General features: G+C 66.2%; 10 protein-coding genes and 1 pseudogene. 6 read left to right on the top strand and 5 right to left on the bottom strand.

Annotated features, from left to right (window positions below):
• Positions 1 to 100: 100 nt before the first annotated feature.
• Both ON44_RS29285 and ON44_RS29280 read right to left on the bottom strand, forming a co-directional pair.
• The gene (locus tag ON44_RS29285; RefSeq protein ID WP_040695796.1) at positions 101 to 847 is read right to left on the bottom strand and encodes a 3-hydroxybutyrate dehydrogenase; all 747 of its coding nucleotides are present in this window, start codon (positions 845 to 847) and stop codon (positions 101 to 103) included.
• Between the two features lie 69 nt (positions 848 to 916).
• Positions 917 to 2335 (bottom strand): MFS transporter, encoded by a 1419-nt coding sequence (locus ON44_RS29280; RefSeq protein WP_040695794.1) that lies wholly within the window; start codon positions 2333 to 2335, stop codon positions 917 to 919.
• Between the two features lie 141 nt (positions 2336 to 2476).
• Between ON44_RS29280 and ON44_RS29275 the strand changes: the two genes are divergently transcribed.
• Positions 2477 to 3406: a LysR family transcriptional regulator gene (locus tag ON44_RS29275; RefSeq protein ID WP_245567380.1), complete on the top strand. Its 930-nt coding sequence runs from the start codon at positions 2477 to 2479 to the stop codon at positions 3404 to 3406.
• Between the two features lie 176 nt (positions 3407 to 3582).
• On the opposite strand, the gene ON44_RS29270 is transcribed toward ON44_RS29275, so the two are convergent.
• The 3 genes from ON44_RS29270 to ON44_RS29260 form a co-directional block, all read right to left on the bottom strand.
• Positions 3583 to 4107, bottom strand: coding sequence for an SMI1/KNR4 family protein (locus tag ON44_RS29270; protein ID WP_051182572.1), 525 nt, complete (start codon positions 4105 to 4107; stop codon positions 3583 to 3585).
• Positions 4108 to 4237: 130 nt separating this feature from the next.
• Positions 4238 to 4951 (bottom strand): ABC transporter ATP-binding protein, encoded by a 714-nt coding sequence (locus ON44_RS29265; RefSeq protein WP_040695804.1) that lies wholly within the window; start codon positions 4949 to 4951, stop codon positions 4238 to 4240.
• A gap of 31 nt (positions 4952 to 4982) precedes the next feature.
• The gene (locus tag ON44_RS29260; protein ID WP_040695802.1) at positions 4983 to 6041 is read right to left on the bottom strand and encodes an ABC transporter permease; all 1059 of its coding nucleotides are present in this window, start codon (positions 6039 to 6041) and stop codon (positions 4983 to 4985) included.
• A 130-nt stretch (positions 6042 to 6171) separates the two neighbouring features.
• Between ON44_RS29260 and ON44_RS29255 the strand changes: the two are divergent.
• The 5 genes and pseudogenes from ON44_RS29255 to ON44_RS29235 form a co-directional block, all read left to right on the top strand.
• Positions 6172 to 7326, top strand: a pseudogene (locus ON44_RS29255) (sensor histidine kinase); the annotation flags it as partial.
• Between the two features lie 323 nt (positions 7327 to 7649).
• Positions 7650 to 8267, top strand: a complete 618-nt coding sequence (locus ON44_RS29250; RefSeq protein ID WP_040695789.1) for a response regulator — start codon at positions 7650 to 7652, stop codon at positions 8265 to 8267.
• Positions 8268 to 8374: 107 nt separating this feature from the next.
• The gene (locus ON44_RS29245; RefSeq protein ID WP_040695786.1) at positions 8375 to 8800 is read left to right on the top strand and encodes a PPOX class F420-dependent oxidoreductase; all 426 of its coding nucleotides are present in this window, start codon (positions 8375 to 8377) and stop codon (positions 8798 to 8800) included.
• Positions 8801 to 8816: 16 nt separating this feature from the next.
• Positions 8817 to 9581 carry a precorrin-4 C(11)-methyltransferase gene (cobM, locus tag ON44_RS29240; RefSeq protein WP_040695783.1) on the top strand — a complete coding sequence of 255 codons (765 nt, stop codon included), beginning with the start codon at positions 8817 to 8819 and terminating at the stop codon, positions 9579 to 9581.
• A 336-nt stretch (positions 9582 to 9917) separates the two neighbouring features.
• Positions 9918 to 14809, top strand: a 4892-nt coding sequence (locus ON44_RS29235; RefSeq protein ID WP_157187346.1) for a non-ribosomal peptide synthetase, incomplete at its 3' end; no start/stop codon positions are given.

The following is a 14809-nucleotide window of genomic DNA, read 5'->3' as shown; positions in this document are numbered from 1 at the left end:
CGAAGCGCATGCGACGTAGTCGCGAGTCTCGACGGCTCGGACGCGAGACACAGGGGGCCGCGAACACGCCGCGCCGAAGGCGCGGCCATCAAACACAGCATCACCTTGCGGTCCACCCGCCGTCCATGGTGTAGGACGCGCCGGTGACCATGCCCGCGTTCGGCGAGGCGAGCCAACCCACCAGTGACGCAACCTCTTCCGGCTCCACGAGGCGCTTGATCGCGCTCTCGGTGAGCAGCACCCGCTCCAGCACCTCCTGCTCGTCGATGCCGTGCGCCTTGGCCTGATCGGCAATCTGCTTGTCCACCAGCGGTGTTCGGACATAGCCGGGATTGACGCAATTGCTGGTGACACCGTGGCGGCCGCCCTCGAGCGCGGTCACCTTGGACAGGCCCTCGAGTGCGTGCTTGGCCGTCACATACGCGACCTTGTATTCGGACGCGCGCAATCCGTGCACCGAGGACAGGTTGATGATCCGGCCGAAGCCCCGCCGATACATCTGCGGCAGTGCCGCGCGGATGAGCAGGAACGGCGCTTCGACCATGAGGGTCATCAGGTTCCGGAATCGCTCCGGCGGGAAGTCTTCGATCGGGTTGATGCTCTGTACACCGGCGTTGTTCACCAGGATGTCCACGTCCAGGGTGAGTTGTTCCAATGCGTGGATATCGAGCAGGTCTACGGCCCAAGCCCTTCCATTCACCTCGCTCGCAAGTGCCTTCGCGCCCACGTCGTCGATATCGGCGATGGTGACGGTGGCGCCGCGTGCCGCGAGTTCTCTGGCGCAGGCAGCGCCGATACCGCTGGCGCCGCCGGTGATCAGGGCGGAACGTCCGTTCAAGTCACTCATGACCGCACCTCGCCGGCCTCGGTTCCGTCGTGACCGAGCGATGCTCGGCTGTGCCTATCATTCGCTCGCTCATGTGAGCTCCGCGCGTAGGGTTTCGGCCTGCGCGACCCGCGCTGCCGGGCTCTGTGCGGCAAGGGTTTCCGCGTCGGCGGTGTCGATGCTCTCCAGGGTTATGCCCTTCGTTTCGCGGGCGAACAGGACGGCGATCGCGGTAATCGCCGCGGCCGCGGCCAAATACACGGCGATCGGCACCGCGGACTCGTAGGTATTGAGCAAGCGCACGGCGATGATCGGGGCGAGCGATCCGGCCACGATCGAGGTGACCTGATAACCGAGGGAGACACCGGAATACCGCATCCGGGTCGGGAACATCTCGGCCATGATCGCGGGCTGGCCCGCATACATGAAGGCGTGGAATACCAGGCCGATAATGATCGCGGACATAATGATCGCGTTGTGGCCGCTGTCCATCATCGGGAAAGCGAAGAAGCCCCAGGTGCCCGCAGTGAGCGCGCCGACCAGATACACCGGCCGCCTGCCGAAACGATCGGAGAGACTGCCCGCCAACGGAATCATGAAGAAGTGCACGGCATGTGCGGCCAGCAGCCACCAGAGGATGACCTTGGTGTCGACGTGCACATGCACCTTGAGATAGGTGATGGTGAAGGTGACTACCAGGTAGTAGAGGATATTCTCGCCGAATCGCAGCCCCATGGCGGTGAACACGCCGCGCGGGTAGCGCCGCAGCACCTCGACGACACTGAGCGAATCGGCCTTGATCTGTTCGATTTCCTGCTGTGCCGCAACGAAAATGGGTGCGTCGGTGACCTTGGTGCGGATGTAGTACCCGACCAGCACCACCACCGCGGACAACCAGAATGCCACGCGCCAACCCCAGCTCAGGAAGGCGGCGTCGGACAGCGTCGAGGTCAATGCCAGCAAAGCGACCGTCGCCAGCATATTGCCCACCGGCACCCCGGCCTGTGGCCAGCTCGCCCAGAATCCGCGGCTCTTGTTCGGACTGTGTTCGGCCACGAGCAGTACCGCACCACCCCATTCGCCACCGACCGCGAAACCCTGGATGAATCGCAGGACCACCAGCAATGTCGGTGCCCAATAACCGATTTGGGCGAAGGTCGGCAGACAGCCCATGAGGAAGGTCGCGGCACCGACCAGCACCAGACTGAACTGCAGTAGCTTCTTGCGGCCGTATTTGTCACCGAAATGCCCGAAGACGACGCCGCCCAACGGACGTGCGGCGAAGCCGACGGCGTAGGTGATGAAGGCGGCGAGGATCGCGTCGAGATCGCTGGTGCCCTTGGCGAAGAACACCTTGCTGAAGACGAGCGTCGCGGCCGTGCCGTAGAGGAAGAACTCGTACCACTCGACCACGGTGCCGGCCATGGACGCGGCCACCACCCGCCTCAGCCCGGCCGGTATCCCACCGGGATCGTTTCCCGTCGGCCGCATTGCATCGCGCACGCTCATCGAACATCTCCTTCATGACCGGGGCCACATCTGGCAACAAGATGTGACGGCCCCCACATTTCGTGGTCAGAACGAGTATTCGTGCACATATCTTCGGCCGCAATGACCAGTTGTGCAGTGCGTGTCTGCAAGAATGCAGAAATGAGTCCGCCCGCCTCGGGTCCCAACCGCCCCAGCGCGGATGATCTGCTGGTTCTGCTCGCCGTCGGGCGCTCCGGGCGCTTCGTCTCGGCCGCCGAGGAGCTCGGGATCAACCACACCACCATCTCGCGCCGCATTGCCGCACTCGAGCAGACGCTGGGCGGGCGGGTGCTCACCCGGGTGACCGGTGGTTGGGAGCTGACCGACCTCGGGCGGGAAGCGTTGGCGGCGGCGGAGGCGGTGGAATCCGCGGTCAAGTCGCTGGCTACCGACGCCGATGGCATGCGGGTATTGGAGGGGGTGGTTCGGATTTCGGCGACCGACGGATTCAGTGCCTATATGGCCGCACCGGCCGCCGCCGAGGTGCAGCGCCGGCATCCGAAGATCGCCGTCGAAATCGTGGCGGCGACCCGTCGCGCGTCCCAGCAGCGTTCGGGTCTGGATATCGAAGTGGTGGTGGGTGAGCCGCAAGTGCACCGCGCCAGGGCAATCCGGTTGGCCGATTACTGTCTCGGGCTCTACGGTTCGCGTGACTATCTCCGTGAACACGGAACACCAACGGCGATAGGAGATCTCGCGCGCCATTCGTTGGTCTACTTCATCGATTCCATGCTGCAAGTGGATGACTTGGACCTGGCCTCCAGTTTCGCGCCTGCGATGCGTGAATCGGTGACTTCCACCAATGTTTTCGTGCACGTCGAAGCGACCCGGGCGGCAGCGGGCCTCGGCTTACTGCCCTGCTTTATGGCCGATCGTCACGACGACCTGATCCGAGTGCTTCGAAAGGAAGTCTCCGTTCGGCTCACCTATTGGCTCGTCACTCGCACCGAGACATTGCGCAGGCCGGAGGTGGCAGCGGTCGTCGATGCGATTCAGGTTCGGGTCCGGGAACAGCGGACTGTTCTGCTCGGTTTATCGGGTCCTTCATGAGAAACGCCGACGCTGGGCATACCTGCACGTTAACCTCGATCTCGCCGTCGGCGTTGTAGGCCGGTGTCCAGTCACCTGGCGTCGGGTGGGTATCCAAGGCGTCGACGATTTCGTCGGTGAGAGTGAATCCGCCGCCGAGCCCGTGAATTCACCAGACCGGCGACGAGAAGCCGGTTTCACCCCAGGATGGTGAAGTCGGGGCCACCTAGTTGAGCGGCGGTGGGCTGCCCATCGGGTGTGACGTCGCCCGAGAGCCATGCTGCGAGGTAATCCGTGATGTCGCCGTCGAACCGCCAGTAGACGTCGCTACGGCTTCCGGTGATCACGGCCGCCGCCGTCCCGTCGGCCACGGCCCAGTAGTACGTGTCGCCAGATGTTGATGCCCCCCACGGAAGCAATCCGCCGGGCTGAGGATGTGGCGGATACTCCGCGACCCCATCGTCGTAGTTATCCTGCAGAATCCACAGATTGTCACGCACATCCTCGACGAAGGCGAGTTCGTGTCCGGGCCGCAGCCTGTAGATAGACATGAAGTCGTCGCACAACACGAACAGCGGATAGCTTTCGGAGATTTCCTTGTAGTCGGACGGGAATCGGAAGCCGAGCGTGTTCTCGACGACCTGCCAGTCGGGAACTTCCGGCACATCCCGGCGGTACTGCACCAGCCCGGGGAGGGCGCGCTCGAGGTTTTCGATAGTCATGATCAGTGCACCCAGCTCGGTGGAACGGTTCCCCGGGCACGGTAGTCGGCACACCACGACTGGCGCTTCCCATCGCTGGATGGCGACAACGGTAGCCGCTGACTGGAAAATTCCAGCGGGCGAGCAGGTTTCAGGGGATCGGGGTGAGGGTGCCGTCGACCATCCGGTAGACGGCATTCATCTGGTGGAGGTGGGTGTGGTCGTGGGTTACCAGGAGGGTGGCGGCGTTGTGGGTGCGGACTACGGTGAGGATCAGTTCGATTATGGCGGTGCCGCGTTCGGTGTCGAGGGCGCTGGTCGGTTCGTCGATGACCAGGAGGGCCGGATCGTTCATCAGGGCGCGGGCTATGTTGACGCGTTGGCGTTGGCCGCCGGAGAGTTGGGCGGGGCGTTTGGCGTGCTGGTCGGCGAGGCCGACGGCATCTAGTAATTCCATTGCCTTGGTACGGGTTTCGCGGCGTCGGGTGGGAGAGGTGAACAGGCGCCGGCCGAGGTGGGACATGGCCTCTAGTTGTTCGACGGCCGTCAAGGCGGGGATCAGGTTCGGCTGCTGGAAGACGATGCCGATCGACGAGCGGCGCAGGGCGGCGGCTTCGCGGCGGGTGAGGGTGGCGAGATCGACTGTGCCGTTGGAAGTTTCGAGAGCTATGCGACCGGAGTCGGGGCGGATCAGGGTGGAGACCACGGCGAGCAGGCTGGATTTTCCGGAGCCGGAGGGGCCGGTGATCGCGGCGATGGTGCCGCCGGTGACGTGCAGGTTCACCTGGTTCAGTGCGGTGAGGCGACCCGTGCCGTCCGGGTAGGTGAGGGTTGTTTCGCGCACGGTGAGCGCGGTTTTCGTCATGGTCGCGGTGGTCATGCGGAGCTCCGAATTATCAGCGGGCCGCACCGAGTGCGGTCAGCGGGTCGGTGGTGAACAGGAAGCGCAGGGCGAAGGCCGCGCCGAGCAGACCGAGGACGATCAGGGCCGCCGCGGGGTACAGGGTTGTCGAGAGGCTGAGTACGAAGGGCAGCGCGTCACCCATGAATGTTGCTGCGGCTATGGTGATTCCGAGTCCGACCGCGACACCCGCGGTCAGTACGATTGCCGCTTGGGCGAGGGCGTCGCGGACCAGTGCGCCGGATGTCGCGCCGAGCGCCTTCAAGGTCGCGATATCGGGCATGCGCTGCACCGTCCACACAGTGAAGAACGCGCCGATCACCAAGGCCGAGATGGCGAACAGCAGCACGGTCATCAGGGTCAGCGAACCGTTTTCGGCCTTGTAGGAACTCAATGCCGACATTGATCCGGAGACGCTGGTCGAGGTCGTATGCGCGGATGCGTTGACGGAGGCCGTATTCGGGATGCCGGATACCGCGAGCACCGTGGCGGCGCCACCGCGTGGGCTCACCGATTGCCAGTCGGCGACCGTCATCCAGACGACGGGGGTGTGGCTGTACCAGTCGGCGCCTTGGACCGCGGCCACCCGGAAGGTGCCCGCGCCGAGCGTGACGGTGTCACCGACGATGGCATCGAGGGCGTCGGCCGCGCCGGTGCTGAGCACGACGGTGCCGGAATCGGTTGCGACGCGGTTGCCGAATGCGGTTCCGGTAGTGCCGAACAGCGCGACCTGGGCGGGTTTGGTCGCACCCTGCCCCGACACCGCGCCCTCCGCCCGGCTGATGCCGATCGGATCCACGGAGCCCGCGGCCGCCTGCCAGGTCTCGACCTGCTGCTCGGTCAGTGCGGAGGCGTCGAAGGAGGGGTCCGCGCCGTTATCGGCGAAGACGATGGCATCTGCGTGGATCGCTTCGATGGCCGAGATGTTCTGGTGCGCGAGTCCGGCGGTGAGACCGCTGAGGAAACTCACCAGCAGCGCCACCAGGGTGACGACCAGCGTGATGAGCAGAAAACGGCCGCGTGCGGCCCGTAGATCCCGGAGTGCGACGAACATGTCATCACCCTGCCGCGCGCGGGCTCCCATGCCATCGCGCACGCGGAGGAATGCATCCCGATCGAAGGTTGGTCGGTGTTTTACGCCTTTCGATGGATGCCGCCCGGATAGCCGCACATAAGCTGGCAACGTGCATTCGTCGCCGTTCACGCCTGTCTTCACCGCGCTGCGGTTGGGGCTGCATGTCCTGGTGATGACGCTGGCCGTGGTGGTCGCGGTGCGCGCACTGCTGCCTGGCGCCGGACATCCGCTCGGCGTCGTCACGCTGACCGTGGCATTCCTGGTCGTGTACTTCGCCGGTGCGCTGGTCGGTCGCCGCCCGGCGGGCATCCGCATCTGGTTGGCGACGCTTACGGTGCTGTGGCTCGGCCTCGTGGTGCTCGCACCCGATGCCGGATACCTCGCATTCGGTGTGTTCTTCCTCTACCTGCACCTGCTGCCACGGCCGTGGAGTCTGCTCGCGGTCGATGCGGCCACGGTGGTGGCGGTGATCGGTTTCGGGGTGCATCGTGGCTGGTCGGTGGCAGGTGCGATCGGTCCGATTATCGGCGCGGCCGTCGCGGTGGGGATCGGGCTCGGCTACGAGGCGCTGTTCCGCGAATCCGCCGAACGTCAGCGCCTGATCGACGAATTGCTCAGTACCCGAGCGACTCTCGCGGAACAGGAGCGCACGGCGGGCAAATTGGCCGAGCGCGAACGGTTGGCGCAGGAGATCCACGACACCGTCGCGCAGGGGTTGAGCAGCATTCAGCTGCTGCTGCACGCCGCGGAGCAATCAGCGCCGAATCATCCTGCGCTGCAACAGATTCAGCTGGCTCGCGAAACGGCGGCGGAGAATCTGGCCGAAACCCGAAGGCTGATAGCGGAATTGACCCCGGCCGCCCTGGAGGGGCAGAGCCTCGCGCAGGCGCTCGAGCGCATCTGTCAACGCGCCGAGGATCCGGGACTGCTCACCCAGATGGTCGTCGAGGGCACGCCGGAGCGTCTGCCGATGCCCGTCGAGGCGGCACTGGTTCGGATCGCGCAGGGGGCGGTCTCGAACGTGGTGCGCCACGCGGGCGCGAGCCGGATGCGGTTGACCCTGACGTACTCCGATACCGATGTGTACCTCGACGTGGTCGACGACGGCACGGGCATCGATCCATCGGTGCTCGACCGCCCGCCGACGGGCACCTTCGGTCTGGCCGCCATGCGCAGTCGCGTCGAACAGCAGGGCGGCACAATGGCGGTCGAGTCCGAGCCGGGCCACACCGCGGTCACCGTCGCGTTTCCGCTGGAGCCCGGTTCCGGCGCAGTCGATTCCGGCCTGCGCGCAGCGGAATCCGGCTTGTCTGCGGCTGATTCGAACCCGCCCGCGGCCGATTCGGTCCTGTCCGCGACGGAAACGAACGCGGCGGATTCCGAGCCCATGCCGAATGCTCCCGACCTGCCCTCGTTGGCGCAGCGTGCGGCGGATTCCGAGCCTGTGCCGGACGACCCCGACCTGCCTGCGGTGGCGCAGAGCTCGACGAAGCCGAACGATCCCGGGACGGCCGCGGCACATGCCAGTTCGCGGGCGGCCGAATCCGCCCAGGGCATACCGAAGGCAACGAACCAGGAGGGCGGTCAATGATTCGCCTACTCCTGGTCGACGATCACGCCATCGTGCGCGCGGGCCTGCGCGCACTACTGGAAAGCAATGACGACATCATCGTCGCCGGCGACGCACCGACCGCCGAGGCCGCCGTCGCCTTCTGTACCACCACCCCGGTCGACCTGGTGCTGATGGATCTCAGCTTCGGCCCGGGCCGATCCGGTGTCGACGCGACGGCCGAATTGCGTGCGCTCGCTCAGCCGCCCAATGTCCTGGTGGTCACCAACTACGACACCGACGCTGACATTCTCAGCGCCATCGAGGCCGGAGCCTGCGGCTACATCCTCAAGGACACCCCACCGATGGAACTGCTCGCGGCGGTGCGCTCGGCGGCCGAGGGGGAGAGCGTGCTGTCGCCCGCGGTGGCATCCAAACTGATGATCCGCGTGCGCCGCGCCGACACCACGCTGAGCCCGCGCGAAATCGAGGTGCTGCGCCTGGTGGCCGACGGCAGTTCGAACCGGGAGATCGCCAAGGAACTCTTCCTCAGTGAAACCACCGTCAAATCCCACCTCGTGCACATCTACGCCAAGCTCGGCGTCCGCTCCCGCACCTCCGCCGTCGCCCGCGCCCGCGAACAAGGCACCCTCTGAGCGATCAAGATCAAGTGGACCTGGTGGCGGGGGCTTCTCGCGTTTTGCCGCCATGGTTTCCACGTGATCATCTGTCCAGCCGGGTGTGGGGGTTTTAGGGTTGGGGGATGGACTCACTTTCGGATTCCAAGGTGCGCGAGTTTTTGACCTACGCCAAGCGGACCGGGAAGGTGGCGTTCGTGGCTGCCGACGGTCGACCGGTGGTCAGTCCGGTGTGGTTTGTCCTCGAGGGGGACGAACTGGTCTTCAATACCGGCAAGGCCACGGCAAAGGGGAAGGCCTTCGCCCGCGATCCGCGGATCGCGCTGGTGGTCGACCTCGAGGAAGCGCCGTATTCGTCCGTTCAGATCCAGGGCACGGTGACCCTGTCCGAGGATCCCGATGAACTCCTGCGCACCGCCACCGAGATCGGCGGCCGCTATATGGGCGCGGACCGGGCCGAGGAATTCGGCAAGCGCAATGGCGTCCCGGGCGAACTGGTGGTCCGGGTGCACCCGACCAAGGTGATCGCCCACTTCGACGCGACGGCCTAGCCCTAGACTCACCCGCATGACCGTGCACTTCATCGGGGCCGGGCCGGGCGCCGCGGACCTGCTGACCGTCCGCGCGGTCGAGCTGCTGCGCACCGCCCCGGTCTGCCTCTACGCGGGCACCTACCTCGACCCCGAGGTGCTCGCGCACTGTGCCCCCGATACCGAACTGATCGACACCCAACACCTGGACATCGACCAGATCACCGAGCACCTGGTGCGCGCGCACCGCGCCGGTAAGGATGTCGCGCGCCTCTGCTCGGGCGACCCCTCCATATATTCGGCCCTCACCGAACAAACCCGCCGCCTCGACGCCGCGGACGTGCCGTGGGACATCACCCCCGGCGTCCCCGCCTACGCCGCCGCGGCCGCCCTGCTGGGCGCCGAGTTGACCGTCCCCGAAGTGGTCCAATCGGTGGTCCTCACCCGCACCCGGGCCCGTTCTACCGCCATGCCCGAGTCCGAGGCCCTCGCGAACTTCGCCCGGACACAGGCCACGCTGGTGCTGCATCTGGCCATCACCCGAATCCGCCCACTGGCAGCCGAGCTGATCCCGGCCTACGGCGCCGACTGCCCGGCCGCCGTGGTCTACCGAGCCAGCCAACCGGACCAGGTGGTCCTGCGCGGCACCCTTACCGATATCGTCGACCAGGTCGAATCCGCGGGTCTGCGCCAAGCCGCCGTTATTCTCGTCGGCCGCGCCCTCACCCCGAATCTGTCCTGTACCCAGTCCCATCTCTACGACCCGGCTCGCGACCGACATCGACCTTCGCAGGCAGTGTGAGATCGGTGACAGCCATCCAGCAAACTTGCGATGATCCCCCTGCCTGGGCTGATGTTTCTCAGCTATGAGAGCTGATTGGTCGGCTGGCGAGGGCGACGGTAGATTGTTTCGGTGATCTGCATTGAACTTCCCGGCGGAGCCGGTCGGTGGGCGGCAGGCATGGTCGCGCCCATGTAACAAGCCCGGCCTGACGGGCAGATAGTGCCAATGAACATTTTTGCTTGATTGATGAGAACTGAACGCGGGAACACAGGCGCCACGCTGTTATAGGTGCGCGTCGGCGTCCCGGTGTTCATCGGGGAGCGCTCGTGTGGTGTTCCGGAAGCGAGGTTACGGTTGGACCGGCTGGATTTCGGCGGAAACGGCGAAACTGGTGGCGAACGGGCGCACGCTGCTTCGAGGGAGTCGAGCGAGCCGTTCCCGTTGTCCCCGGCGCAGCTGGGTATCTGGTACGCCCAGCACGTCGACCCGCAGGTGCCGATCAATATCGCGCAGTACGTCGACCTGCACGGCGACCTCGACCTGAAGGTCCTGCGCGAGGCGCTGATCAGCTCCGGGCAGGAGCGCGGCTCCGGCATGCTCTGCATCACCGAGATCGACGGCCAGCCGTATCAGTGGATCGACTACACGATCCCGGACCGGGACAAGGTCTACTACGTCGACTTCCGCGGTGAGGCCGATCCCGAGGCCGCCGCCATGGCGTGGATGCGCGCCGAGTACAGCGCCCCGCTGAACCTGCTCGAGGATCGGCTGCTGCGCTTCGCGGGCCTGCAGGTGGGCGATCACCACTGGTACCTGTACCTGCGCGCGCACCACATCGTGCTGGACGGCTTCGGTGCGGTGACCAACCTTTCCAGGGTGGCCGAGTGGTATACCGCCCTGTTGAACGGCACCGAGCCCGCACCGGCCAATGCCGCGCACCTGCGCACGCTCCTCGAGCAGGAGATGACCTACCGCGACAGCTCCCGGTTCCAGTCGGACAAGAAGTACTGGGCCGAGCGGGTCGCCGGTGTGGAGGACGGCACCAGCCTGGCGGGCCGGTCCGCGGGCCCGGCGCCGATCAACACCCTCAGCAGTGTGCTGCTCTCGGACGAGCAGAACGCGGTGCTGGAAGCGGCTGTGGCGCGCCATGATTCGTCGCCGGCCGGGTTGCTGCTCGCCGCGTTCGCCGGATATCTGGCGCAGTGGACCAGTTCCGAAGACGTGATCCTGAGCCTGCCGGTGACCGCGCGGACCACCGCCGTGATGCGCCGCTCCGGCGGTGTCTCGTCGAATATCGTGCCGTTGCGGCTGCGGATCGGGCACGAGACCACCGTGACCGATGTGCTCAAGCAGGTCCAGGTCGAGGTGACCGGCGCGCTGCGGCACCAGCGCTACCGACACGAGGACATCCGCCGCGACGCGGCCGGTGAAGGCGTGGTGACCAGGGAGTTCTTCGGCCCCTGGATCAACATCATGCTGTTCCAGGACAAGATCAGCATGGGCTCGATGGTCGGCACCATGGTGGTGCTGTCCACCGGCAGCATCGAGGATCTCGGCGTCAACTTCTATCAGTCCGAGGGCGGTTCGCGCGCGCGCATCGACTTCGAGACGAACCCGAACCTGTACTCCGAGGCGGAGACGCAGCGTCAGCACGAACGCTTCCTCGAATTCTTCGAGCGCTTCCTGCGGGCCGAGGCGGATGCGCCGGTCTGGGGCCTCGAACTGACCACCGCGGCGGAGCGGGAGCTGACCGTCGCGGAGTGGAACGACTCCGAGCAGGACGTCCCGGAAACCACCCTGGCGGCCCTGCTGGATGCGCAGATTCAGCTGACCCCGGACAATGTGGCCCTCGATTTCGAGGGCGCTCAGCTGACCTATGCGCAGTTCGCCGCGCGGGTCAATCGCCTGGCCCGGTTCCTGATCGCCGACGGTGTCGGCCCGGAATCGCTTGTCGCACTTGGCATGCGACGTTCGCTGGATCTCGTCGTCGGCATGCACGCGGTGCTCAAGGCCGGTGGCGCGTATGTGCCGATCGATCCGGATCATCCGGCCGATCGCACCGCCTACATCCTCGAGTCCGCGGCACCGGTCTGCGTGCTGACGGTCTCCGGTGACGAACTCGAGCTGCCGGAATCGATGCGCCGGGTGGAAATCGACACCCTCGACGTATCTGCGTACGACGATGCGCCGGTGGCGGATTCGGAGCGGCGCGCGCCGCTGCGTCCGGACAACACCGCCTACGTGATCTACACCTCGGGTTCGACCGGACGCCCGAAAGGTGTTGCGGTAACCCATCATGCGATCGTCAACCAGCAGCTGTGGATGCTCGACGAGTACCGCCTGACTGCTGATGATGTGTACCTGCAGAAGACCGCGACCACCTTCGACGTATCGCTGTGGGGATACTTCCTGCCGCTGATGGTCGGCGCGAAACTTCTTGTCGCGACTCCGGACGGGCACCGCGATCCGCTGTATGTCGCCGAGATGATCGAGCGGCACGGGGTCACCGTCACCGACTTCGTGCCATCCATGCTGACGGTCTTCGTCGCCCATGCCACCGCCGCCCAATGTGCCACGCTGCGTGCGGTTTTCGTCATCGGTGAGGCGCTGCCGCCGGAGACGGCGGCGGGTTTCCGTGCGATCACCTCGGCCGGTTTGCACAACCTGTACGGTCCCACCGAGGCCGCGGTTTCGGTCACCTACTGGGAGGCCACCGCCGCCGACACCGTCACGGTGCCGATCGGTATTCCGGAGTGGAATGTCCAGGTCTACGTGCTGGATTCGCGGCTGCGCCCGGCGGCGGTCGGCGCACCGGGTGAGTTGTATCTGGGTGGACGTCAGCTCGCGCGCGGTTACCGCGGCCGCCCCGATCTGACCTCGGATCGGTTCGTCGCCAACCCGTTCGGCAGCAATGGCGAGCGCATGTACCGCACCGGTGACCTGGTGCGCTGGAATGTCGCGGGGACCCTGGAGTACATCGGCCGCACCGACTTCCAGGTCAAATTCCGCGGTCAGCGCATCGAACTCGGTGAGATCGAAACCGATCTGCTCGCCCATCCGGCGGTCAGCCAGGCCGCGGTGCTGGTGGTCGATACCGCCACCGGTCAGCAGTTGGTCGCCTATGTCGTGCCCGCGCCGGGCCAGTCGATCGCTCCGTCGAATGGCCACTCCGCAAGCTCCGTGGACGTGATCGACCTCACCCGGTTCGTCGCGGAAAAGCTGCCGAGCTACATGGTGCCCGCGGCGATCATGGTGCTGGACGCGTTCCCACTCAATACCTCCGGCAAGCTGGATCGAAAGGCGCTGCCGGAGCCGGTGTTCAGCGTGGACGCGGCCGGATTCCGGGCGCCGCGTACCCCGGCCGAGCAGATCGTGGCGGCGATCTTCGCCGATGTGCTCAGCCAGGAACGCGTCGGCATCGATGACAACTTCTTCGATCTGGGCGGCAACTCGCTGGTCGCCACCCAGGTGGTGGCGCGGATCGGCGCGGCGTTCGGCACCCGGATCGGCGTGCGTGCGCTGTTCGAGACCCCGACCGTGGCCGGTCTGGCCGCCCGCGCAGAATCGGCGCCGCGCACCGAGCGGCCACGACCGGCCCTGGTGGCCCAGGAACTGCCCGAGCGGGTGCCGCTGTCGCTGGCGCAGCAGCGGATGTGGTTCATCAACCAGTTCGACTCCACGGTGCCGACCTACAACCTGCCGTTCGTGGTGCGGTTGGGCGGTCGCGTCGATTTCGACGCGATGCGGGCCGCGCTCACCGATGTGCTGACCCGCCAGGAATCGCTGCGCACCATCTTCCCCAATTCGGGCGACGGCGCCTATCAGCAGGTGCTGCCGATCGAGGAGGTCGACCTCGGTGTCGACGTGCAGCCACTCGAGGCGTCCGAACTGCTCGACGTGCTCACCGAATTCGCCTCCGCCGGCTTCGATGTCTCGACCGAGCTGCCCATTCGGGTGCGCCTGTATCAGATCATCGGTGCGGCCTCAGATGACACGCCCGAGTACGCGCTCGCCTTCGTCGTGCACCACATCGCGGCGGACGGCTTCTCGTTCGGGCCGCTCGCGCGCGACGTCACGACCGCGTATCTCGCCCGCGCGGCCGGGGAAGCGCCCGCCTGGGCACCGCTGCCGGTGCAGTACCGCGACTACACCCTGTGGCAGCGCGAATTGCTCGGCGCCGAAAGCGATTCCGAGTCCATGGCCGCCCGCGAGATCGCCTACTGGCGGGACGCGCTGGCCGGACTGCCGGATCAGCTGGATCTGCCCACCGATCGGCAGCGTCCGCCGGTGCAGAGCTTCCGCGGCGCACAGTTCGCTTTCGATATCGATGCCGAACTGCACACCCGGCTGAGTGCGCTGGCTCGCGCCGAGGGCGCGACCCCGTTCATGGTGCTGCACGCCGCGCTCGCACTACTGCTGGCCCGGCTCTCCGGCACCACCGATATCGCCATCGGTACCCCGGTCGCCGGACGTGGCGAACAGGCCCTCGACGACCTGATCGGCATGTTCGTCAACACGCTCGTGCTGCGCTCGGAGGTCGATCCGGGACACTCCTTCACCGAATTCCTCACGCGCACCAGGGAAGTCGATCTCGCGGCGTTCGCATACAGCGACGTTCCGTTCGAACGTCTCGTCGAGGTGGTCAACCCGACTCGATCGCAGGCGCGGCATCCGCTGTTCCAGGTGATGCTGTCGTTCCAGGAGATGTCGCACGGCACGCTGGAACTGCCCGGACTGTCGGTGTCGGCCGCCGAACTCGAAGTCCACATCGCCAAATTCGACCTGCTCTGGACGCTGACCGAACAGCGCGGCAACCAGGGTGAGCCCGCGGGCGTTTCGGTTGTCGTCTCCTACGCCACCGACCTGTTCGACGAGGCGACCGTCTCGTCGTTCGCCGATCGACTGGTGCGGATTCTGCACGGCGTTACCGCGGATCCGGCGGCGATCGTCGGCGATATCGATCTGCTCGACGAACGCGAGGTCGAGCTGGCACGTGACGGCTGGCACGGCGCGCCGCGTGAGCTCGAGGCGGCCGGGACGGTGAGCGATCTGTTCACCCGTCAGGTGGCCGCGACACCGGACGCCATCGCCGTGGTCGACCGTTCCGTCGACGGCTTCACCCCGGCGGTCGGTGCGTCGCCGGCCCACCCGTCGCCCGACCACCATGCCTCATCGAGTCGCTCCGCGACGCTGGCCCACCCGTCGCCCGACCACCACCCCCCAACGAGTCGCTCCGCGACGCTGAC

It is taken from the genome of Nocardia vinacea NBRC 16497 (genome assembly GCF_000308835.1).
Taxonomy (GTDB): domain Bacteria; phylum Actinomycetota; class Actinomycetes; order Mycobacteriales; family Mycobacteriaceae; genus Nocardia; species Nocardia vinacea.
Note: the sequence above shows the minus strand (reverse complement) of the source record. Positions and strands in the feature narration are given on the sequence as shown.

Coding starts and splice junctions, on each gene's coding strand:
- ON44_RS29285 (WP_040695796.1), bottom strand. CDS start 847: ATGAGTGACTTGAACGGACGTTCCGCCCTGATCACCGGCGGCGCCAGC.
- ON44_RS29280 (WP_040695794.1), bottom strand. CDS start 2,335: ATGAGCGTGCGCGATGCAATGCGGCCGACGGGAAACGATCCCGGTGGG.
- ON44_RS29275 (WP_245567380.1), top strand. CDS start 2,477: ATGAGTCCGCCCGCCTCGGGTCCCAACCGCCCCAGCGCGGATGATCTG.
- ON44_RS29270 (WP_051182572.1), bottom strand. CDS start 4,107: ATGACTATCGAAAACCTCGAGCGCGCCCTCCCCGGGCTGGTGCAGTAC.
- ON44_RS29265 (WP_040695804.1), bottom strand. CDS start 4,951: ATGACGAAAACCGCGCTCACCGTGCGCGAAACAACCCTCACCTACCCG.
- ON44_RS29260 (WP_040695802.1), bottom strand. CDS start 6,041: ATGTTCGTCGCACTCCGGGATCTACGGGCCGCACGCGGCCGTTTTCTG.
- ON44_RS29250 (WP_040695789.1), top strand. CDS start 7,650: ATGATTCGCCTACTCCTGGTCGACGATCACGCCATCGTGCGCGCGGGC.
- ON44_RS29245 (WP_040695786.1), top strand. CDS start 8,375: ATGGACTCACTTTCGGATTCCAAGGTGCGCGAGTTTTTGACCTACGCC.
- cobM (WP_040695783.1), top strand. CDS start 8,817: ATGACCGTGCACTTCATCGGGGCCGGGCCGGGCGCCGCGGACCTGCTG.